Annotated in this window: 15 protein-coding genes, 6 tRNA genes and 1 other RNA gene; 12 read left to right on the top strand and 10 right to left on the bottom strand. The window is 38.8% G+C overall.

Annotated elements, in window-relative coordinates; genetic code table 11:
- Window positions 1–21: 21 nt before the first annotated feature.
- The 4 genes from FFU37_RS12515 to folE2 all read right to left on the bottom strand — a co-directional run bounded on the left by FFU37_RS12515 (window position 22) and on the right by folE2 (window position 3,429).
- Window positions 22–966 (bottom strand): cobalamin biosynthesis protein CobD/CbiB, encoded by a 945-nt coding sequence (locus FFU37_RS12515; RefSeq protein WP_138489619.1) that lies wholly within the window; start codon window positions 964–966, stop codon window positions 22–24.
- The gene (gene mtnN / locus FFU37_RS12510) at window positions 967–1,674 is read right to left on the bottom strand and encodes a 5'-methylthioadenosine/S-adenosylhomocysteine nucleosidase (RefSeq protein ID WP_024597687.1); all 708 of its coding nucleotides are present in this window, start codon (window positions 1,672–1,674) and stop codon (window positions 967–969) included.
- A gap of 122 nt (window positions 1,675–1,796) precedes the next feature.
- On the bottom strand, window positions 1,797–2,393 hold the full coding sequence (locus FFU37_RS12505; RefSeq protein WP_002962552.1) for a DUF2726 domain-containing protein: 597 nt from the start codon (window positions 2,391–2,393) through the stop codon (window positions 1,797–1,799).
- Window positions 2,394–2,508: 115 nt separating this feature from the next.
- Window positions 2,509–3,429 (bottom strand): GTP cyclohydrolase FolE2, encoded by a 921-nt coding sequence (gene folE2 / locus FFU37_RS12500; protein WP_002962551.1) that lies wholly within the window; start codon window positions 3,427–3,429, stop codon window positions 2,509–2,511.
- Between the two features lie 231 nt (window positions 3,430–3,660).
- Here folE2 and arcB point away from each other — a divergent pair, with 231 nt between their 5' ends.
- Window positions 3,661–5,979 carry an aerobic respiration two-component sensor histidine kinase ArcB gene (arcB, locus tag FFU37_RS12495; protein WP_039486381.1) on the top strand — a complete coding sequence of 773 codons (2,319 nt, stop codon included), beginning with the start codon at window positions 3,661–3,663 and terminating at the stop codon, window positions 5,977–5,979.
- A gap of 16 nt (window positions 5,980–5,995) precedes the next feature.
- Here the strand turns inward: arcB and arcA are convergent, their stop codons facing one another.
- The 4 genes from arcA to trmB all read right to left on the bottom strand — a co-directional run bounded on the left by arcA (window position 5,996) and on the right by trmB (window position 10,781).
- Window positions 5,996–6,712 (bottom strand): two-component system response regulator ArcA, encoded by a 717-nt coding sequence (gene arcA, locus FFU37_RS12490; RefSeq protein WP_002962549.1) that lies wholly within the window; start codon window positions 6,710–6,712, stop codon window positions 5,996–5,998.
- Between the two features lie 499 nt (window positions 6,713–7,211).
- Window positions 7,212–8,816 (bottom strand): sensor histidine kinase, encoded by a 1,605-nt coding sequence (locus tag FFU37_RS12485; protein ID WP_138489618.1) that lies wholly within the window; start codon window positions 8,814–8,816, stop codon window positions 7,212–7,214.
- A 151-nt stretch (window positions 8,817–8,967) separates the two neighbouring features.
- The gene (gene rsmC, locus FFU37_RS12480; RefSeq protein WP_024605357.1) at window positions 8,968–9,993 is read right to left on the bottom strand and encodes a 16S rRNA (guanine(1207)-N(2))-methyltransferase RsmC; all 1,026 of its coding nucleotides are present in this window, start codon (window positions 9,991–9,993) and stop codon (window positions 8,968–8,970) included.
- A 62-nt stretch (window positions 9,994–10,055) separates the two neighbouring features.
- On the bottom strand, window positions 10,056–10,781 hold the full coding sequence (gene trmB, locus FFU37_RS12475; RefSeq protein ID WP_007582957.1) for a tRNA (guanosine(46)-N7)-methyltransferase TrmB: 726 nt from the start codon (window positions 10,779–10,781) through the stop codon (window positions 10,056–10,058).
- 161 nt (window positions 10,782–10,942) lie between these two features.
- On the opposite strand from trmB, the gene mutY reads away from it, so the two are divergent.
- A complete protein-coding gene (mutY, locus tag FFU37_RS12470; protein WP_138489617.1) occupies window positions 10,943–12,004 on the top strand; it encodes an A/G-specific adenine glycosylase in 1,062 nt (353 codons plus the stop codon).
- 35 nt (window positions 12,005–12,039) lie between these two features.
- The gene (locus FFU37_RS12465; protein ID WP_002962543.1) at window positions 12,040–12,312 is read left to right on the top strand and encodes an oxidative damage protection protein; all 273 of its coding nucleotides are present in this window, start codon (window positions 12,040–12,042) and stop codon (window positions 12,310–12,312) included.
- 49 nt (window positions 12,313–12,361) lie between these two features.
- Here the strand turns inward: FFU37_RS12465 and FFU37_RS12460 are convergent, their stop codons facing one another.
- Window positions 12,362–15,139, bottom strand: coding sequence for a hybrid sensor histidine kinase/response regulator (locus tag FFU37_RS12460; RefSeq protein ID WP_138489616.1), 2,778 nt, complete (start codon window positions 15,137–15,139; stop codon window positions 12,362–12,364).
- A gap of 330 nt (window positions 15,140–15,469) precedes the next feature.
- On the opposite strand from FFU37_RS12460, the gene FFU37_RS12455 reads away from it, so the two are divergent.
- The 9 genes from FFU37_RS12455 to FFU37_RS12410 all read left to right on the top strand — a co-directional run bounded on the left by FFU37_RS12455 (window position 15,470) and on the right by FFU37_RS12410 (window position 22,544).
- A tRNA-Phe gene (locus FFU37_RS12455) sits at window positions 15,470–15,545 on the top strand.
- Window positions 15,546–15,616: 71 nt separating this feature from the next.
- Window positions 15,617–15,692: transfer RNA gene (locus tag FFU37_RS12450), tRNA-Thr, on the top strand.
- 52 nt (window positions 15,693–15,744) lie between these two features.
- Window positions 15,745–15,820: transfer RNA gene (locus FFU37_RS12445), tRNA-Phe, on the top strand.
- Between the two features lie 57 nt (window positions 15,821–15,877).
- Window positions 15,878–15,953: transfer RNA gene (locus tag FFU37_RS12440), tRNA-Thr, on the top strand.
- A gap of 132 nt (window positions 15,954–16,085) precedes the next feature.
- A tRNA-Phe gene (locus tag FFU37_RS12435) sits at window positions 16,086–16,161 on the top strand.
- A 102-nt stretch (window positions 16,162–16,263) separates the two neighbouring features.
- Window positions 16,264–16,339, top strand: a tRNA-Thr gene (locus FFU37_RS12430).
- Window positions 16,340–16,742: 403 nt separating this feature from the next.
- Complete coding sequence (locus tag FFU37_RS12420; protein ID WP_138489614.1) at window positions 16,743–18,158, top strand: TolC family protein; 1,416 nt, start codon at window positions 16,743–16,745, stop codon at window positions 18,156–18,158.
- Window positions 18,148–19,464, top strand: a complete 1,317-nt coding sequence (locus FFU37_RS12415) for an efflux RND transporter periplasmic adaptor subunit (protein WP_138489613.1) — start codon at window positions 18,148–18,150, stop codon at window positions 19,462–19,464. The genes FFU37_RS12420 and FFU37_RS12415 overlap by 11 nt, the downstream gene beginning before the upstream one ends.
- Window positions 19,461–22,544, top strand: coding sequence for an efflux RND transporter permease subunit (locus FFU37_RS12410; protein WP_138489612.1), 3,084 nt, complete (start codon window positions 19,461–19,463; stop codon window positions 22,542–22,544). The genes FFU37_RS12415 and FFU37_RS12410 overlap by 4 nt, the downstream gene beginning before the upstream one ends.
- A 138-nt stretch (window positions 22,545–22,682) precedes the next feature.
- Here the strand turns inward: FFU37_RS12410 and ssrS are convergent.
- Window positions 22,683–22,865: non-coding RNA, 6S RNA (gene ssrS / locus FFU37_RS12405), on the bottom strand.
- Between the last annotated feature and the right edge of the window lie 138 nt (window positions 22,866–23,003).

Below are 23,003 nucleotides of genomic sequence, written 5' to 3'. Positions count from 1 at the left end.
TGTGCTCGTATTTTGAGCCCTTTAAATCAATTTTAATATTTCAATGCTGGCTATTACTAACAACCAAAATACACGGGCCTGATTTAACCTATTAATTATTACAGGTACATCCTCGGGTGTAGGTAGTCTATCAGTACCAATACGCATTTTATTAAAGCGAGTACCTAAATAAACTGCAGGCCCGCCCAGCTGCACGCCAAGCGATGCAGAACATGTGCTTAAGAGCCAGCCTGTATTTGTTTGATAAAAATGCCTGCCATAATGCTTTATAAAATGCATGCTTTGTTTGCTTGCTCGACTTGCTGCAATAGTTAAAGCGAGTAAGCGCATCGGAATATATTCAATAATAAACAAGAGTGTTTTAAGCGGTTTTAAAAAGTAACTATTTGGGGGGATATCACTACGCCATGCTTGTTGTATTAAGGTAAGTAACCGATAGGCAAGGGCAGCTATAGGGCCAAATGCTAAAAATATAAATATGACTACGAAATAGTATCGAGCGGTGCGCAGTATTAAGCTCTCAATTAATGCTTTGATAATACCAGCTGATGAAAGTCTATTAACTTCACGGGCAAGCAGTGGCTTTAGTAATTCGCGCGCTGTGGATTTTTGATTTTGTTTAGTTAGCTTTGCAATGCGAAGTGCTTTTTTATCAATGCTCTTACTTTCTAAGCATAAGTATAAAATAAGGCCAGCGAGTAATTCAGGATAAAAAGCAAACTCGAGTAGCAACACTACAATAATGAGAATGACACTTAAAATTAGTGAGCTTGCGAGTATAGCTGCCAAATATTGATAGCTTTTAGGTTCTTTGCTTTTGTATATACGTTTGCCAATAGCACTAAAAACAGCCTTTAACGCCGTATTAGGATGATACCAGCTAATAAGGGGAATAAAGCGCTCAGCAAGGAGCGCTAGTATAAAGGCAATAAAGTCCAAGTGATTTTGAACAATATTGCTAAGCATTTACAGAGATACTGCTGTAAGCTTTTCTAAAAGTGCAACAACCATTTTAGATGAGTTGATTGATGCTGTTTCTAGGTATTCTTCAAATGATTGTGGTGACTCTTTACCAGCAATATCAGACATTGAGCGAATTACAACAAATGGTGTGTTTAGCGTAAAACACGTTTGTGCAATTGAAGCGCCTTCCATTTCAACAGCAAGCATTGTAGGAAAATCACTACGTGCTTTATCAATGCGTATAGGGTCACACATAAATGTGTCACCAGTACAAATTAAGCCAACGAGTGTTTTAACATCACTGATTTGTTCGATAGTTTGCTGTGCTGCTTCAACTAATTTAGGGTGTGCTGCAAAGCCTGCCGGCATTTGTGGTACTTGGCCAATTTCGTAGCCAAAAGCAGTTACGTCTACATCGTGGTGACGTACTTCTGACGAAATTACGACATCGCCAACACTAAGAGAAGGATCGAATCCACCGGCTGAGCCTGTGTTAATTATGCAATCAGGTTTGAAGTTATCGATAAGTAAGGTAGTTGCAATAGTTGATGCGACTTTACCAATACCAGATTGAACAAGTGTCACCGTGTTACCAGCCAACTCGCCAGTATAAAAAGTGAAACCTGCTTTAGTTAAAATTTGTGGGTTTTGCATAGCTTCACGTAAAATTTTAACTTCTGGCTCCATTGCGCCAATAATACCAACATTCATAAAGTTTAATTCCTGAGTTTGAATCACTTGATTATACGTGAAGTTAGCAATAAAAAACAAAAAAGCGAGCTTGTTTATGAGCTCGCTTTAAATACTTTTTAGGAGAGTATTTAATTCGTTTTTTAAATTTCAGCTAACGCCGTGGTTTGCGCTTTAGCTTGAGAAGGTGAAAGTACCGCTGGCTTATGTGAGCGATTACGAACAGGGCGCTGAGTTTGTGTTGCTGCAGGCTTACCAAGTTTAAACATAATTGCATCGCGTACTTCAGAAGGGCGGTAGCCCGATTTAACTTTCATACGAATATGTGGAATGCCCGCAGACTCTAGTGCACCGTTTACAAACCAGTCGCGTTGAGCTTTGTGGCCATCTTTGTTGGCATTGTTAACTAGGTCAACAGCAGCAATGATTGTTAGTTTTTCTTTATCGATTAATACAAAGTCGAGTTGCTTATTTTTAGCTTTAGCTAAAGCAGCACGTTTAGACTTTACTGAAAGGCCTTGCTTACAGTCAATAACGTCGATTAACTTAACGCGACTAACAATTTTATATTGATCGCCAACAGCACGCTCTAGAAGATTTAAAAAAGCGCCTTCAACCTGCGTAAAAACAGTTTGCTTGCGAGTAAAAGGATACGGGTTTCCGCCATCGTCATTAAATTTTGACGCAACAACAGAGGCCCCGACAACTAATACTAGGATTAATAATAAAGCGAATTCCATACGGTAACTCCATAACAACAAATTGACACTGCTCAAACAAAGCAATTTACGTGCCTAAAAAGTATAGGTTATAAAATAATTACCGACTGGTTTACAAGCAATAGCTACACAGCGATTAAGCTTTGTAGCCTCCTTTAATACCTTTTACTGCAATAGCTACAGCATCGTGCGCATGCAGTGACTCATAGTGGTTTATTTGCAGCCAATAATCACTGTAATTGTTTGCCTCTAGCAATGCTTTAATTTTACGCGCTGCGTCTTCACAAAACATAAGGTTTTGACCATTCAAACGGGCAAATTCTTGCTCATCTTCACGTTTTACTGCCGCTTGTACTGGTGTTTTAAGCTCAGCTTCAAGAGTGTTAATTAGCGTAACTACGTCAAATTCTTGAATGTTGCTATCAAGCTTTACTTTTACGTTGGCAATAGAGCGCTGCGAGTGGGGAGTCGCTACAATGCCTTGTGTAGTGCCTAGCCATTCGTGCACATCTTTTTGGCTTAACGTTTCTTGGTTAAACTTTTCGTTAAACGCGTTTTGTATAAGCTGGCGCGCAAGTGCAGCAGAGCATGGGCACGTTGAAGAATAAGTAACATCTACGGTTAGCTCGTAGCTAATAACGTTATTTTCAATTGTACTGGTAAGTACAACTGGGTAGCTTTTCCAGCCCGCTTTACCACTTAATAGTGACTTACGGCGTAGCGGTAATTCAAATTTAAATTCAATTTGTGCTTTATCGCTCAGCCCTTCGTGGCTAGTTATAAAGGTATCGAGTGCCTGCGCTATCGTTTGCGGATTGACTTGCTGCTCGGTTGAAAGCAGATCAAGTGCCAAAAATAGACGTGACATATGAATGCCTTTGGCATCTTCTTTATGTAAATTTACAAATGCACGAGCTTTGGCGTTTACTGTAACTGGAGATAAGTCTCGGGATTCAAAAATAAATGGCAGTTCTATTTCGCCCATGCCAACCCAGTCTAATTTACCTGTTTGTAAAGCGGGTGCAGTGTCTGCTATATCTGGCATATTGGTTTGCATGTGCGCTACTCGTATTTTGGGGATAATAAAGCGGGGCATTTTACACTAAATAATTTATTGCTGAAATGATGAGTTTAATAGATGAGCTAAATCAAACATGAAAAATTCTGTTTTTATCGCACAACGTGAGTAGTGGTAGGAGAAAAATGCTAAAATCTGGGAAAATGGTATGTTTATACATACGCATTGCCTTCTTTATATTAAGTACACAGCTAAGAGATAAAATTACGTATGACCGATTATTCTTTGAGCCCTTGGGCTCGGGTACTTTCCAGCTCAATAACGCGATTTGGTGAATTTAAAACCGCTGCTATTTGTTACACTTTATTTTTAACTGTATCTCTTATTTTATCGAGCATGTTTTATTATGTGGCGATAGGCGAATTACACCTTGTTGATATTTTAGCCGTGGTATTTTTTACGGCTGTAGTTTCTCCTTTAATAATAAGTGTGTTGCTTAATTCAATTCGACAACTTGATGCCTCATATGCTTATTTAGATAGCGCCACCAAACAAGAAAAGCTTTTAAATCAAACCCTAAAAGATAACATTAACCGTCTAAACATCGAAATTGATGAGCGTAAAATGGCATTTCATGCCAAGCACCGCGCTATTGAAGAGCTACGTCGAGAAATTGCTGAGCGTAAAAAAACACAACAAGAACTTGCTCAACAAAGCATGCTGCAGCGCTCAATAGTTGATTCATCTCCTGATTTATTTTATTACCGCGATAACAATGGCGTGTTTGCTGGTTGTAATAAAATGTTTGAAGAAGTAATGGGCAAATCAAGTAGCGAACTAATTGGCAAAACGGTTGAGCAAATATTCCCTAGTCACTTTTTATCTGAAGTTTTGAAAACCGATAAAGAAGTAGAGCAAAGCCATAAAGCACTAACCATTGATGTGGGCTATGAAGTAAATGGCGAAACGCGTTGGTTTGAGCTGCGTAAATTACCTTTTATAAATGATGAAGGTGATTACATTGGTCTACTGGGCTTTGGTCGTGATATCACAAGTCGTAAGGAGGCCGCTCAAGCGCTCGAAACGGCCTATAAAGACAAAGGTAAGTTTATTGCAACATTAAGCCATGAACTACGTACACCGCTCAATGGTATTGTTGGTTTAACACGAATGCTGCTTGATACTGACTTAAACAAACAGCAGCGTAGCTGGGGTAATACTATATTTTCGAGTGCTGAAACGCTCGGCAATATTTTTAACGATATTATTGATTTAGACAAAATAGATAGAGATCAGCTCGATATAGTGACCAACTCTATTAATGTGTCAGACTTTATAAATGACGTTGTTAACTTTGCGGGCTTAATCGCGGAGCAAAAAGAGCTAGAGTTTGATATTAAGCGCAATGGGGTGCTGGATATTTACGCACAGCTCGACCCAACTCGCTTACGCCAAGTTGTTTGGAACTTAATTAATAACGCCGTTAAGTTTACACAGCAAGGAAAGGTAACACTTGAATGTAGCCGAGAAAACAGAGTTGAAGGCCCATGGTTAGTTATGAAAGTATCGGATACCGGTCAGGGTATTCCGCCAGAGCAGCTTGCTCATATATTTGATATGTATTACAAAGCGCCAGATTTAAAAGGGACTAACGCAATAGGTTCCGGTATTGGTTTGGCTGTAACTAAGGCACTTGTAAGTGCGATGAAAGGGATAATTACAGTAAATAGTACTGAGGGCGAAGGAAGTTGCTTTACAGTTCAAATACCGCTTAGTCTATGTGTAGCACCAACAGAGCAAAGTTATGTTGGTCGTGGCTTGTATATTTTACTAGTAGAAGATGTACCTCTTAACGCTGAAATTGCTACAAACTTATTAGAGCAACGCGGGCATGAAGTGTTGTGGGCTGAAACCGGTGAAGATGCACTCTCGTTTGTCGAAACCGAAGATGACTTAGATTTAGTATTACTTGATATGCAATTGCCTGATATAAATGGTGATGTAGTTGCCAAGCAAATACGCTCAGATAGTCATTTTGATAAACTACCTATTGTGGCACTTACGGCCAATGTTCGTAGTGCTGAAGAAGAGCTTGAAGGCATATCAATACAAGGGGCGCTTGCTAAACCAATTAACACAGTGAAGCTTGATAAAATGCTGGCTGATTTATTTGGAATTAAGCAAAGTGAATGCACAGAGCCACTGTTGAAAGTAAGTGAAGAAGCCCTTAAAGGCATTGATGCACACTTATTAGATATAGAAACAATAGAAGACTTTGTCAATTCAATGGGCTTAGTTGTATTTAGACGCAGTAGTCAGCTATTCGAAAAGCTAAGTCCACAATATCAGCAAGAGTTACTTACTTCATTAAATACTGGTGATAGAGAAGAGTATGAATCAGTAGCGCATAAACTCAAAGGGGCGGCTGGCTCAGTAGGTCTTAATGATGTGCAGCTTCATGCCAAAATAATGGAACATGGTGCTATTGATGAATCTGATGAGGTGTTAAAGCAGTGGTTAGATATTCTGGCAGATAAAATAAATGAAGGACAGAAAGCCCTTCATTTATTTTTACAGCAATTAGAGTGAAACTAATTAGCTCTAATTAAGCGTCAATTTTACCAATGAAACGGTAACCTTCACCATGGATGGTGCTGATTAACTCAGACGTTGAGTTATCACTTTCAAAATGCTTACGAATGCGACGAATAGTAACGTCAACAGTACGGTCATTTGCGCGAAGCTCACGGCCTGTCATATGCTTAATTAATTGCTCACGGCTGAAAATGCGACCTGGAGAATCAAGCATTAAACGAAGTGCTCTGTACTCACCTTTAGGTAAACGCTTAGCGTCGCCATTTGGAGAAGTAAGACAACGGCTGTTTTCATCAAGTTCCCAACCATTAAACGTAATAACACCATTTGTTTCTAGTGCTGACTCTTCACCACCTAAGGCAGTACGAGTAATAAGGTTGCGAGCTCTGATAGTTAATTCACGCGGGTTGAACGGTTTAGTAACGTAGTCATCTGCGCCAATTTCAAGACCTAAAATACGGTCAACATCGTTGTCACGACCAGTTAGGAATATAAGACCTACTTTACGCTTTTGGCGTAATTCACGGGCTAAAATAAGACCGTTTTTACCAGGAAGGTTGATATCCATAACTACAAGATTAACGTCATCGTTATTTGTAAGCTTGTCATGCATATCATCGCCATCAATGGCTTCAATAACTTTGTACCCTTCAGCTTCAAATAAACTAACTAGGTTCAGTCGAGTTACGTCTTCATCTTCTACGATTAGAATGACTGGCGTTTGCATTATTAATTAACCTTTTGGAATATATTATTTATAAAAAATCGGTGACTAATTTATAACCGATTACTAGAGATTATAGGATTATACCCATTTGTTAACAAGGAAAAAACAAATTGGATAAAAATAAAACAGTAGGGTGTCCAAAGTCTACTAAAAAAGGGCAGTGCAAAAACTACTGTTTAATTGATATATACATGGATGTAGCTATTTGAATCATAAAGTCGAAGCCATTTTCCTTTGATAATTGACATATCATTCAATTAAACAAGGTACTTAAAATAATCAGACTAATTCAAAGCAAAACTATATCACTTTTTAACCTTTTAACCTTTCATCAATGTATGTGATACAGCAAAGATAAAAAAGTTCATAAATCGCTTGGTAATATTTATTTAAAGCAATTAAATAATGTTACGCACTTATCACATGCCTCATTAATGAGGTCATTAAATGCTAATTCAAGGATAAATTTTAAATATATGCACTTTTTAATGATCTTTATTTAAGGAATAGTAATTATAAAGCGAGCACCGCGTTTTTCTTCAAGATCAAACATCACTCTTCCGCCAAGTGCTTGTGTTACTAAGTTATAAACTAAGTGCATGCCTAAGCCACTTGCGCCTTGCCCGCGCTTTGAAGTTACGAATGGGTCAAAAATTCTATTTTTAATGTTTTTGTCAACGCCCTGACCATTGTCAGAATAAACGATTGTTAATTTTTTCCCGACGAGTTCTACGTCAAAGCGAATTTCATTGTTTTCTTTACCTATAAACCCATGAATTACAGAGTTCATAAGTAACTGCTGAAAAACTTGTTGTAGAGGTTCAGATTTACTATGAATAGCCAAGTCGGTCGGACAGTTGATAGTGACAACAGGCTTTTTGGGCAATAATTCAGATTGAATCGACGTTAAAACATCACTTATTAATTTGTGCACATTAATATAGGTATTTACACCGTCATCTTGAATAACCGCTACTTTTTTAAAGTTAGATATAAGGTCAGCTGCACGATTTAAGTTGCGGTAAATTAAATCTAAGTTTTCAATACCTTCATCTATAAAGCGTTTTAGATGGCTTGAGGTTAGTTTTTTGTCATCAAAGCTTTGCTGTATGTCTGCTAGTTTATCTCTAAGTAACGTAGAACCTGTAATACCTAGCCCTATTGGTGTGTTAACTTCATGGGCAACACCTGCAACCATTTGCCCTAAAGATGCCATTTTTTCGTTTTCAACAATTTGTGTTTGGTATTGATGCATCCGCTCAAGAGTTGATAAAAGCTCTTGATTTGCCTCTCTAAGGGCGATTGTTCGTTGGTTTACTTTTTCTTCAAGGCTTAGGTTTAGTTGTTTGATTTCTTGCTTATCTTTTTCGTGGCGTTCAAGTTGTTTTTTTGTACGCGTAAGCATGATATTTAAACTATTTGAAAGAGCACTTATTTCTTTTACATCAGTTACTGGTGCGCGTGCATCGTAGTTATGATTTTTAGACACATCCTGCAATAACATGCTTAATTGCTCTATTGGCTTAGCTATACGTCGTTGAACTTTAATAGCAATAAAGTAAACAACTACCAGAATTAATAATGTTAATAACACGTCTATTAATATTTTTCTCTCAATATAAACCTCTAAACTCTCGAGGCTTCCTCGCATATACACATAACCTACTACTTGTTCGTTATCGTAAATAGGGCGGGTTAGCTCAATATGGTCATTCGTAATTCGTGGTGTTTTTAGCTCTTCTACACTGTCTATTCTCAATGGCACCGGAGGTGTTTTTTTAGCATTAAAGCTAATAAAGAAAACAGGCTTTTGGGATGCTTTTTCTATTGAGTAAATATGTATATTTTTTACAAGAGGGATCTTTTCAAATGACTTGAGGCGTTTTTCTTCTGTTTTACGATCATCTTCAATTACCGATTGCCCAGCATCAAAAGCTACAATTTCAGAAAGAATAACAAGCTTATTAACTATTAATTGCTTTTGTTCTTTCACGCTTAAATACGTAGAGATAGAAATAGATAACGATAAGCAAATAGCTGTAATAAGCATGATTAAATTAATGAGTGCTTTTCGAATGCTACTTTGATGAACTTTTTTAGGCATTATTTCATTATCGCCTGAGTTAAATTTAATTATTTAGAGTTTTAGTTTAGCAAAGACGTGGAAAAATGAAGGAAAAAAACTAAATTAATTCTTATATTTATTCGAAAGTTAGCTTGAGCACGTTTGTGCTCAATCATTTTACAAATTTAAATTAGCTGCTATATACAGCAAATTTATTGTTCTTAAATACAGTTTGATAGCTTTCAAACTGAGTTTCTAAAATAGGCGGGTACTTTAAAAAGCTGTTAGCAACAATATTTAGCTTCCCTAATTTAGTTAAATGCTGTTTTGCATTAGCTAAAAATGTTTCTGCTACTGTGTAGTCGGTTGCAATACCAGTATGAAAAGGTGGATTGCTAATAATTAAATCAAACTTGCCATTAATGCTTTTAAGGCCGTCACTTAATATAGCCTCACCATTGATGTTGTTAAGCTTTAGGGTTTGCTGTGTTGCATAAGTTGCCAGCGCACTTACATCACTACACACAAACTCAAGTGCTGGATTATGAAGCCCTAAAAAAGTTGCTATTAAACCTGCGCCACAACCAAAGTCGAGAACTTTGCCTTGCTTAATTGTCGGTGCGTTTTCCAGTAGAACTTTCGTTCCTATATCTAAACTACCGTGATTAAACACCCCAGGAACACTAATAGCTGTAAATTCAGTGTCGGCAACATTAACAACAAACTTTTTATGGTAAGTCGTAATATCAAAGTGAGGGTGCTTAGAAATTTCAGCAAATGAGTAAAGAACGCAGTGCTTAGCTGAATCAATCTTGTTACTAAACTCAGCTTTACCAGCTAATTGCTTTTCAATTGACTTAACACCACTTTTGTTTTCACCTACTACTAATAGTTCGGCATCATCAGTAATAGCAGATCGAATATTATCAAGTGCCATTAATAACTCTGGTTTTGATTTAGGGTAGTAAAGAATAACTAAATCGTAGTCGTTACCAGGTATTGTGTGGCTTACATGAACATCAACATCTTTGGTGTTTTTAGCAAACTCTCCGTTAGCATGGTTGTAGCTAAACGCAGTTACTTTGCTTTGCGGATTAAGTCTTTTAAGCTCTGTTAAAAAGCCATCTTGAACAAAGTTGACCACCAAGATAGATTTTCCCGTTAGTGCCTCGCTATTACGAAGTAACAGTAAACTTGGGTTGGTTAGTACGCTCATAAATGGCTTTGCCTTACAGTATATTTAGTTTTATAAAAGTAAAAGTGAGTAATTAAATTTAATTATTCTGTGCGCTCAAACATTAAATCCCACACGCCATGACCTAGGCGATGTCCGCGCTGCTCAAACTTAGTAAGCGGGCGTAAATCTGGACGTGGAACATAATCATTTGTTTCTGATTGGTTTTTAAAACCAGGAGCTACATTCATTACTTCGAGCATGTGCTCTGCGTAGTTTTCCCAGTCTGTTGCCATATGAAAAACGCCACCCATTTTAAGTTGGGCTCTTAGCTTTTCAACAAACTCAGTTTGTACAATACGGCGTTTGTGGTGACGCTTTTTATGCCAAGGGTCAGGGAAAAATAGTTGTAGTGTTGTTAAGCTTTCATTAGGTATGCAATCTGCAAGTACTTCAACTGCATCGTGTTCAAAAATACGTAAGTTGGTAATGCCTGCTTCATCGGCATCCATTAAACAAGCACCAACGCCAGGGCGGTGTACTTCAATACCGATAAAGTTTAGGTGAGGGGCATTTGTTGCCATTTCGACAAGCGACTTACCCATACCAAAACCAATTTCTACTACTACATCGTTGTTGTTGCCAAAAACTTCGCTTAAATCAAGCATACCGTTTTTATGCTCTAGGCCCATTGTTGGCCAGCATTTTTCGATTGCAGCGGCTTGGCCTTTGGTTAATCGACCTTCGCGTTTTACAAAACTGCGAATGGTGCGGATGTATTTACCTTCTTGCTTAGCTTGCTCAAGGTTAGTGTTGCTTGATTCACTCATATTATTGGCCTGACAAAAACAATGTGTTTAAAAATGGTTGCATATTATCCCTGACCGAGGCCGCAATCACAAGTATTAGCTGGTTTTACACCCCGTATAGCTTGATCTTTTTGTTAACTGCAATAGACTGAGCCGCCATTGGGCATCAGTAAAAGTTAAAAATGTTGGATTTAAATAAAGAACAGTCACACTGGTTTTCTAATCAAGTTGTTGATTGGTACCACCTTCATGGGCGTAAAACACTCCCGTGGCAGCTAGGTAAAACACCTTATAAAGTTTGGGTGTCTGAAGTGATGCTGCAGCAAACCCAAGTTATTACTGTTATTCCATACTTTGAAAAGTTTATGCAAAGCTTTCCAGATATTATCGCTTTAGCTGATGCGGATGAAGACTTAGTACTGCATCACTGGACCGGCTTAGGGTATTACGCACGTGCGCGTAACTTACACAAAACAGCTAAAATAGTGCGTGACAAATACCAAGGTGAGTTTCCGAAAACACTCGATGAAGTAATGGGTTTACCTGGAATAGGGCGCTCTACTGCAGGGGCTGTTTTATCATTGTCGCTTGGGCAGCATCACCCTATTTTAGATGGGAACGTGAAGCGAGTTTTAGCACGCTATTTTATGATTGAGGGCTGGTACGGCGTTAAAAAAGTCGAAAACCAGCTTTGGCATTTATCAGAGCAGTTAACGCCTAAAGATAATGTTACTGAGTTTAATCAAGCTATGATGGATTTAGGGTCGAGCGTTTGCTCACGCAGCCGGTTTGATTGCGAGGCGTGCCCATTAAACTCAGGCTGTGGTGCTTTTAATGCAGGTAAAGTAAAAGAGTTTCCACATTCAAAACCTAAAAAAGCAGTTCCTAAAAAGAGTTGTCATCAGTTAATTATTCAGTGTGGTGATAAAGTGCTTATGGAAAAACGTCCTAACAGCGGTATTTGGGGCGGATTGTTTGGCTTTTTTGAATTTAATGAGTACGAAGAGCTTCAAATGTTTTTAGCTCAGCAAGGCCTAAAAGCCGACTTAGTAGAGCTTGAAGCGTTTATTCATGTGTTTTCACATTTTGAGCTGAGGATTAACCCGCATGTGCTCAATGTTAAGAAAACTCTTGATGTGGTAAACGATAAGCAATTAATCTGGTATCCGCTTGATCAATCAATAGAGGTTGGCCTAGCAGCGCCAACTAAAAAGTTGGTTAAACAAATTACAGCAATAGTATAGAATAGCCCCATATTTAGCGTTAGAGAGAATCAATCATGGCACGTACAGTATTTTGTCAAAAGTTACAAAAAGAAGCCGAAGGGCTTGGCTTTCAGTTATACCCTGGTGAAATTGGTGAAAAGATTTTTAATAACATCTCTAAAGAAGCGTGGGCTCAGTGGCAACATAAACAAACAATGCTTATTAACGAAAAGCATTTAAATATGATGGACCCAGAACACCGCACATTTTTAGAAGAGCAAATGGTTGGCTTTTTGTTTGAAAACAAAGATGTAGAAATTGAAGGTTATCGACCGCCTGAAAAGTAATGTTTTAAACATAAGAAAAAGGGCTATTTAGCCCTTTTTTTATGTTTATTTATTCATTTAACTCATCTTCTTGCTCAGATATTTTAATTTGTTCCTTTAAAAATTGAGCAGCTTTAGAGTATTCAATTTCCAGCTTATCTCTTAACTCTATTAATTCATCGGTTGTGAGTTCACCTTCTTTACATTTATCTTCAAATGCACTTGAAAGTTCTGCCACCGTTTGGGCACCAATTGTCTTGGAGATCGATTTTAATTGATGACACCCTTCAATAATCTCATTTAAGTCGTTAACCATAACGCCGGAATTAATACTCTTAATTAAGCCTTGGCTTTGTTCTAAATACATTTTGAAGAAACGGATTTGCTTAGCGTTATCACCGTTTACATATTTAGCAACAGCTTCCATATCAATAGGTAGTGCCATAGTTTGATGGATAACTACATTTGGGTTTTGGCTTTGTTTATCGCTCCAACGTTTTAGAGTTTCTTCTAACGCGTTCAGCTCTATAGGTTTGGTAATGAAGTCGTTAATACCTACCGCTAAACAGCGCTCTTTTTCGCCTTTAAGTGCATTTGCTGTTACTGCAATAATGTAAGGCTGTGCATCAATCGATTCTAATAGCTCTGCTTCATTACGGATTTTTTCGACCATATCGTAACCCGACATTTTAGGCATGTGTAAGTCGGTTAAAATAAGTGAGTAATCACCTTTTCTCCACATATCTAGGCCTTCTTCACCGTTGTTCGCTATTTCAACGCCAAAGCCCAGTATATGTAGTTGATCGGTGAGGACTTGTTGGTTTAGAAGGTTATCTTCAACAAGTAAAACCAATTTGTTTGAATCACGTGCCTGCTCAACATTTAAATAGTTATTAAGTGTTTTGGTTTTTTTAATTTGCTTAGGTGTATGTAACCCTGCAGCCACCAATATAGAAAGCATAAAGTTAGATTTACATAGAGGAGAAGCATTAATATAAAAAATGTTTTTATGATTTATAGCTGCTTCATCAAGCTTACTTAGTACTACAACTTGTTGGTTATAATCTTCTAATGAATAAAATAAACGTCTTAGCAGCGCATTAGTTTTATCCATATTGTCTATGCCATCAGCTACCCAAATAATATCTTGCGAATGCTGGTGCTCTTCAATTTCTTCTTCTGTGTGTGCATAAATTATTTTAGCGCCCATGAACGATAAATAACGGTACATTGTTTTTTCACGTTCTAGGTGATTACTAACTACAACAATTTTCTTGCCATTTAATGCACCTTTATGTGCGTACTTAATTTTACCCGATGTGCTAAACGGCAGCTCTACTGTAAACTCACTGCCAATTCCCGTATGACTAGTTACATGAATAGTACCTAGCATAAGCTCAGTTAAGCTTTTACAAATAGAAAGACCTAAACCGGTGCCACCATATTCTCGGGTAATTGAGTTTTCGGCTTGAATAAACGGATTAAATATTTCGCGTAATTGTGCCTGCGACATGCCTTTACCGTTATCAGTTACGCAAAAGCGTAAGGTAAAGTGATCAGTCGTATTATGTACAACCTCTGCTGATATTTTTACATGGCCTTGGGTTTTTTCATCAGTGCTAGTGAATTTAATTGCGTTGCTACATAGGTTATAAAGCACCTGACGTACACGCACACTATCACCGGTAAGATTGACCGGAATATCTGGTGCTATTGCTAGCTCTAAATCAAGCTCACGTTTTTTAGCAACTGATGAGAGCACTCGAGCAACTTCTTCAATGGTATCGGTTACCGAAAATGGGATCGGGTCAATATTTAGCTTTCCAGCCTCAATTTTAGAAAAATCTAAGATATCATCCAAAATGCTCAATAACGAAAATGCTGATTCACGAATAATCGTACTTAAACGATGTTGAGCGCCATCAAGCTCGGTCTGGCGCAGTAAATCAATAGTACCTATAACACCATTCATCGGTGTTCTTATTTCGTGGCTCATTGTGGCTAAAAAGGTTGTTTTGGTATCGCTTGCTCGTTCTGCTTTTAATGTGGCTTGCTCAAGCGCTATAGTACGATTTTGCACTTCGGCTTCTAGGCCATTTTGTAATTTATAAAGCTCTTTTTGTGCGGTGTCATTCTCACTCATCGCAGTCTGTACTTTTTGTAGCAGTAAGTTAATGTTTTTTGCCACTACACCTAAACCAATATCAAGCTGCTCATCAACACTACTATTGTAATTAGCATTTTCGGTGATTGCCTGCAGCTCTTGTGTAAGACTGTCAGTACTTTTTCGTAAGCGACTATTAATGTACATATTAAACATTAAAGTAAATATAAATAATGCAGCTACGCTTGCTATCGCAATAATGTAGGCAATAACTTGAGAGTTTTGAGCGCTTAAAGGAGCGGTTGGTAGGTTTTGCTTAATAATAAGCTCGCCAATAGGTTGATCGTTTAACAGCAGTAAGTGATGTAGGATGCCTTCTTCTACTAGATGCTTTTCAGTTTTAATTGAAGCGATAGCAGGTTTACTGCTGCTATATACCAACTGAGTATCTGATGTAGCATTGAAGCGATATAGAGTATATTCAAAGTCATCATCTAATAACGACGTTAAATCAAGTAACTGCCTTACTTTACCTTGACCATACATAGTTAATGCATCAACCATAGGTAAGTCCAATCTATCGGCAAGCGTTACAATATTAATAGATGATGCTGGTTGGGCTGTCTTAACTTCAATTTGTGTATAAAATGAGTGGGCAATAATAGCAAGCGCTGTTACTGCAATATTTATGATTAAAAAAAGAGGTAATAAGCCTTTGACTGGCGATGAAAATTTACTCTGCATTGATAGTGTCCAATTGATGTTTTTTACTACGATAAGTCCCTATCGTACGTATCTAAGCTAATCGTAACATTTACAAAAAATAATTCACTACTGTTTTAGTCTGATTTATTTATATTTATAGTTCGATTTGTGGTAAAAATGAACGTTATTAATAAAAAACACACTGAGTTGTCTGAAAACCGTTCAAACAGTTATAAAGAATAAAAAAAAAGTTGACTTGTAAGGGCAAAACTCGTTTAATACGCCGCACGCCCAGATAGCTCAGTCGGTAGAGATGAGTGGGAATTGCATTAAAAATCCTTTGAGATTTTTAATTAGCACTGTTTAAGTGCCTCGATAGCTCAGTTGGTAGAGCAGAGGATTGAAAATCCTCGTGTCCCTGGTTCGATTCCGGGTCGAGGCACCATTTATTAAAGTAGTGGTGTTTAATCAACAGTTTAAACATTATTACGCGTGCCTTAGCACACAGTTTTGTGTGCCGACTTAGCTCAGCTGGTAGAGCAACTGACTTGTAATCAGTAGGTCAACCGTTCGACTCGGTTAGTCGGCACCATTTATTAAGTTAAAGGTTAATTTTATTAATCGGTAACTAGCACAGTTTATGTGCCTCGATAGCTCAGTCGGTAGAGCAGAGGATTGAAAATCCTCGTGTCCGTGGTTCGATTCCGCGTCGAGGCACCATTTACTTTAAGTTCTCAATCTTTAAAATTGAACGTGCCTTAGCACACAGTTTTGTGTGCCGACTTAGCTCAGCTGGTAGAGCAACTGACTTGTAATCAGTAGGTCAACCGTTCGACTCGGTTAGTCGGCACCATTTATTTAAAGTAGTTTGAAAAGAAAAACTGTAATCAGTAGTCTGTTCAAATTACCCGTCGACTCGGTTAGTCGGCACCATTTATTAAGTTAAAGGTTAATTTTATTAACCGGTAACTAGCACAGTTTATGTGCCTCGATAGCTCAGTCGGTAGAGCAGAGGATTGAAAATCCTCGTGTCCGTGGTTCGATTCCGCGTCGAGGCACCATTTATTGAAAAGCCTTGCTTATGCAAGGTTTTTTTATTTTAAGTGCTTTATAAAAGTTCTCAATCTTTAAAATTGAACGTGCCTTAGCACACAGTTTTGTGTGCCGACTTAGCTCAGCTGGTAGAGCAACTGACTTGTAATCAGTAGGTCAACCGTTCGACTCGGTTAGTCGGCACCATTTATTTTAGGTAACTTGAAGCAACTGACTTGTAATCAGTAGTCTGTATAAGTTATCCGTTCGACTCGGTTAGTCGGCACCATTTATTTAGGTAACTTAAAGCAACTGACTTGTAATCAGTAGTCTGTATAAGTTACCCGCTCGACTTTGTTAGTCGGCACCATTTATTCAAAAGCCTCGCTTATAGCGGGGCTTTTTTGTTTTTGTATAGTTAATCTCTTAAACACATTACAAAAAATTAATTTTAGTATCAAAAATTGCTGATCATTTACTCATTTTTACCGTATAACTGGCTATTATGTTAATTCATCGCTAGCTATGTAATGTTATGTAAAGTAAGTTGAGCAAAATTTGCCAAAGTGCTTGAATTAACCTCATAAATAGCAGTAATTTAGGTTTAATTATGATTTGGCAATGCAAGCCAACCCTACTGGCAATTAGTGTGATGCTGCTCAGCGGCTGTGCGAGTGATTTAAACTCGTCGCAGCGCATGCAAGTCCCTAATAATATGCCTCAGCAATGGCAGCAAGAAGCATCAAGCTCAGCATTAAAAGTACAAGAGCAATGGCTTACACAATTACAAAATCCTACGCTTAACAAATTTGTACAACAAGCACTTAAAAATAACCAACAGCTTTTGCAAACGAGTTATGATGTTGAAATTCAAAAGCAGCAACTTATAGTCTCGGGCGCTGCACTTTGGCCAAGCCTCGATTTATCAACACGTACAAGCCGTAGTAAAGACAACCGCCCTGTAAGTTACGACAACGCAAGCTCCGTAAGTTTAAATTTAACTTACGAGGTTGATTTATGGGGTAAGCTTTCTGACGCCAAGCGCGAAGCTAATCTTAACTATTTAGCTCAGCAGGCACGATTTGAGCAAGCTAAACAGCAACTCGTTGCAGATGTGGTAACAGGTTGGTTTGATGTGGTTACGGCGCAGCAATTACTGGATTTATTTAAGCGTCGCGAAGCCAACTCACAACAAAATCTCGATATTATTGAAGCTGGCTATCGCCAAGGCATAAACGAAGCGCTCGATGTGTATTTAGCGCGTAATGAGCTTAATAATGAACGCTCTCGCATTGCCACTCAAACAGCGAGTTTATCGGCATCAGCACGTGTACTTGAGCGTTTACTTGGTGAATACCCAAAAGGCGCTATTACTGCTAGTAGTGACTTACCTGTTATTAATACCGATATTCCTCTAGGATTACCTTCTGAACTTATAACGCGAAAACCTACTCTACGTGCAAGTTGGTATGAGCTTTTAGCAGCCGACGCATCATTGGCATATGCGCACAAACAACGCTTTCCAAGTTTAGATTTAACAGCTTCATTAAGTGATAGTACAGACAGAGTAAGCGACTTGTTTTCGCCATCAAGCCTTGCATGGTCTTTATTAGGTAGTATTTCAGCGCCACTTTTTGAAGGAGGGCGCTTAAAAGCCAACGAAGAAATAGCGCGTCTTAATACTCAAAAGCAAGAGCAGCTTTATTTACAAACGCTTTATGACGCATTTGGTGATGTTGAAAATGCTATTTCGCAGCAGCAGTCCCTCAAAGCTCAATATACAAGCACGTTAGAGGCACAAGAAAACGCTCTTGCTGCAGAGCAATTGTCGTTTGAGCAGTATCAAAGTGGCTTGGTAACTTACACGACAGTGCTTGATGCCCAAGATCGTTCTTTCGACGCGCAAAGCTCCTTAATCGATATTAAAAACCAATTAATAGCTAATAGAATTAACCTACACATTGCCCTTGGTGGTGATTTTGCAAAGCCCTCAAGTGAACTAAAGAGCAATAACGATGAAAACTAAAACAGCAAAAATTATTATTCCAGCGGTGGTTATTGTTGCCACAATTTTAATTGTTATGTTTATTAAGGGGAATCCACCAGAGGCTAAACGCTTTGGGGCACCTCCTAAGGCATCAATAAGTGTGGCTGCGCTTGAGCTAAAACCACAAAATTATCAAGTTATGATAGACAGCTACGGTACGGTAAAACCACGTACACAAAGTTTGTTAGTGGCTCAGGCATCTGGACAAATAATTGAAGTAAGTGATGACTTTAGAGAAGGCGGTTTTTTTGAAAAAGGCGATGTACTTTTAAAACTAGACGACAGAGATCATCAGGCTGAAGTTAAATCTGCTCAAGCAAATTTATTAACCGCAGAGCAAGGTTTGCTAGAAGAGAAGGCGCGTGGGCAACAAGCTATTACCGATTGGAAGCGCCTTGGCGGCTCAAATCAAGCAAGCAGCTTAGTACTACGTGAGCCACAACTAGCAGCCGCTGAAGCTGAGGTTTTGTCAGCGCAGGCAGCACTTGAAAAAGCGATGCTTGATTTAGAGCGCACTAAAGTAACGGCGCCATATGCGGGGCGTATACTTAGCCGCAGTGTTGATTTAGGGCAAGTTGTTACTAACAACACACAGTTAGCTACCATTTACGCAATCGATAGCGTTGAGATTCGCTTACCAATTAAAAATAAAGATCTCCCATTTGTAAATTTACCAGAGCAGTATCGCGATGGTGCTAAAAACCAAGCGGGTTCAATTGTTAAATTTACTTCTGACTTAGTAGGTGAGCAAACGTGGCAAGGGCAATTAGCACGCACAGAGGGTGCTATAGATGAAGGCGCACAGCAGCTTTATGTAGTTGCTAAAATTAATGACCCGTATAAAGCAACAGCAAATAACCAGTACCCAATAAAAATTGGGCAGTATATAAAAGCGCAAATTACCGGCAGAACAGTATCTAACGCACTTATAATTCCTAACAGTACAATTTATCAAGGAACGTACGTTTACATTGTTGAAGGTGGCGTACTTAAGCGCAAAGACATCACACTAGCTTGGCAAAATGCGACTCAGGCGATGATAAAAACCGGTTTAAACGCAAATGACAAACTTGTTATTACTCCACTTGGTCAAGTAAGTTCAGGAACTCAAGTAAGTATTTTAGGTGAACAAAGCGCAGATCAACCTAAAAGCCGTGGAGTGAATGGGCAAGGTAAAGGAAAGCGTCCGACTCCAGAGCAGCTTGAACAAAAAGCAAAAGAGCTTGGTATTAGTGTTGAAGAGTTAAAAAAACGCCGTCCAGCAAAGCAAGGAGATAAGCCATGATAGCTTGGTTTGCCAAAAACCATGTTGCTGCTAACTTATTGCTAGTAACGTTGCTGCTGTCGGGGCTTTTTAGTTTATCGACTAAAATACCGCTTGAAGTATTCCCTTCATTCGAAACCGACATGATAAGCGTGAACGTAAGTTTGCGTGGCTCAACACCAGAGGATGTAGAGCAAGGCGTAACAATTCGTATAGAAGAAGCCGTACAAGATTTAGAAGGTATTAAGCAAATATTTAGCCGCTCTTCTGAAGGCTCAGGCTCTGTAACAATTGAAGTTGAAACGGGCTACGACCCGCGTGAGCTTTTAGCTGATATTAAAAGTCGTGTAGATGCAATTAACACCTTTCCAGCCGATGCTGAAAAGCCAATAGTCGCGCTTGCTGAGCGAATTCGCGAAGTTATCGCGGTTACCGTATCAAGTGATTACGGCGAAAAAGAAACCCGTGAATATGCAGAAACAGTACGCGATCAAATTCTACGCTTACCAAATGTGACGCAGGTAGAGCTAAGTGGTGTTCGTGATTACGAAATTGCCATTGAAGTAAGCCAAGACGTTCTTCGCCAGTACGATTTAAGCCTTGCACAAATATCGAGTGCCATTGCTAATTCAAGCTCTGATATTTCTGCTGGTAACTTAAAAACTGAAGGTGGGGACGTACTTATAAGCTCTAAAGGGCAAGCATATCGTAAAGATGAATTTGCCAATATTGTTGTTAAAAACCAAGCTGACGGCACGATTATTCGTTTAGGCGATATTGCAATAATTAAAGACGATTTTGAAGAAACCCCAGTACGTACTCGCTTTAATGGTAAGCAGGCTGCATTTATCGACGTATATCGAATTGGTCCGCAAAGTGCGATTACTGTTGCTGACGAAGTTAAAAATTACATACAAGAGCAACAAAGTTCCCTTCCACAAGGGTTTGAACTAAGTTACTGGGATGATGATTCGGAGCTGGTTAAAAGTCGAATTGCCACACTAACGACCAATGCCCTACAAGGCGGTATTTTAGTACTTGCTTTACTTACTTTGTTTTTACGACCTGCAATTGCATTTTGGGTATTTATTGGTATTCCGGTTTCATTTATGGGCGCGTTTATAGCGATGCCTATATTTGGCGTAACCCTTAATATTATGAGTTTATTTGGCTTTATATTAGTACTGGGAATTGTTGTTGATGACGCCATAGTTACTGGCGAAAATGTCTATACCCATTTAAAAACAGCTAAGTCGGGCGAGCAAGCTGCAATTTTAGGTACTCAAGAAGTCGCAACACCAGTAACATTTGGTGTATTAACTACCGTTGCTGCCTTTTTACCTTTGGCCTTTATTGAAGGGGCGCGCGGTGCTTTGTTTGCACAAATACCGGTAGTGGTTATTCCGGTATTATTGTTTTCATTGATTGAATCTAAATTTGTACTACCCGCACATTTAAAATATATAAAACTACGCCACGAAAAAGGCGAACCTTCAAAGTTTGATGTTATTCAACAGCGTTTTGCAGATGGATTTGAAAACGCGATTTTAAAATACTACCAACCCACTTTAAATTTAGCACTGCGCCATAAATTGGCTTCGGTAAGTTTGTTTGTTGGTGTGTTTATAATAATTTTAACCATGATCACTAGTGGTTGGACTAAGTTTGTATTTTTCCCGCGTATACCAAGCGAAACAGTCCGCGTTAACTTAACACTACCAACAGGTACACCGTTTGAAGTAACTAATAAATACGTAATTGACATGTCGCAAAAGGCGCAGCAATTACAAGAAAAGTACCGCGATCCAGATACTGGTGAAAGCGTTATTTTAAATATATTAGCCACAACAGGCGGGCGTGGTGGTGTATCTAATTCAGGCTCTGTACGCTTTGAAATAACACCGGCTGAAAAGCGTGAATCAGACATAGGATCACGAGAACTTGCCAGCGAATGGCGCGATTTAATTGGTGTCATTCCAGGCGCTGAAAGCTTAACGTTTAGAGCCGAAATTGGCCGAAGTTCAGACCCCATTGATGTTCAGCTTAGCGGGACTTCGTTGACTATTTTACAAGACGTGGCTGATCACATTAAAACCCGTTTATCGACCTACCCAACGGTATTTGATATTGCCGATAGCATGTCTGATGGTAAAGAAGAGTTACAAATAGAGCTTACGCAGCAAGGCTTAGCGCTGGGCTTAAATAGAGTTAATGTTGCAGGTCAAGTGCGTAACTCGTTCTTTGGCTCGCAAGTCCAACGTATTCAGCGCGGACGTGATGATGTACGAGTAATGGTACGCTTGCCTATAGACGAGCGCCGCTCTGTAGCCGATTTACAAAATATACTCATCAATACACCTACTGGTGGCTCGGTGCCGTTATCGCATGTTGCAACCCTTACCGCAGGGCAAAGCCCGTCAACTATTAACCGAATAGACCGCTACCGTACTTTAAATGTAACAGCGGATATCGAAAAAAATAACACCAACATGACCATACTTCAGGCTGACCTAACGGAGTATTTAGATGAATTAATGCAGCAATACCCTGGAGTAGATTACAAACTAGAAGGTGAGGCTAAAGAGCAGCGAGAGTCGTTTGGCTCATTGGCTTGGGCACTTGTGTTTGTATTTTTCATAATTTATGCGCTATTAGCGATACCGCTTAAGTCTTACTTACAGCCAATTATAGTAATGAGTGTAATTCCATTTGGCATGATAGGTGCTGTAGTCGGGCATTGGATTATGGGCATGGATTTAACCATTATGAGCTTGCTTGGTATGCTCGCCCTAACTGGGGTGGTAGTAAATGACTCCCTTGTACTAGTTGATTTTATCAATAAAAAGCGCAGTGAAGGCGGCAAATTACTAGATGCAGTTAAACTTGCCGGTGCATCGCGTTTTCGCCCTGTAATGCTAACAAGTTTAACGACCTTTATTGGCTTAATGCCGTTATTATTTGAAAAAGCGACTCAGGCGCAGTTTTTAATACCCATGGCGGTAAGTTTAGGGTTTGGGATTATTTTTGCTACCTTTATTACTTTATTGTTAGTGCCAATAAACTACATGATGATGGAGCGCTTTCAAGGTTGGTTTAAGTAAATAAGCGTAAGCATTTAAAATTTAGCTGTAAGTAAGAAATTGCTTGCAGCTTTTTTTTGCCAAAAATTATAAAAATAATGTACGAAGGTATAGCAAAAAAATGAATAAGCAATAAGAGGGAGTATAAAAAGTAAGAAGGTGTTCCCCAAGATACGGTACCCGGTTTCAGTCCTGAAACCAGAAGGTTTCAGGGCGGAAATCTGCGGTTTACCGTAGGCTTCTCGGTACATGCCGAGCTTGCACAATAGTAGACGAACAGAAATCCTGGTATAAAATTTATCGGCTCAGGGACTTAACCAAGCTCCGGTACCCCAGGGAACAATTTAAGTATATAAGACATAATCCAATCCTTAAACCCTAAACGTAAAAAATTAAACCGTTCGCTTAGTTTTCCCGCACCTTTAACTCGCCATTTACTTTATCGCATGGTTTTTGAGCTTGATCATACAATTAATTGGA

Source organism: Pseudoalteromonas distincta (genome assembly GCF_005877035.1).
Lineage (GTDB): Bacteria > Pseudomonadota > Gammaproteobacteria > Enterobacterales > Alteromonadaceae > Pseudoalteromonas > Pseudoalteromonas distincta.
The sequence above is the reverse complement of the archived record's forward strand: the minus strand, read 5'-3'. Positions and strand labels throughout refer to the sequence as shown.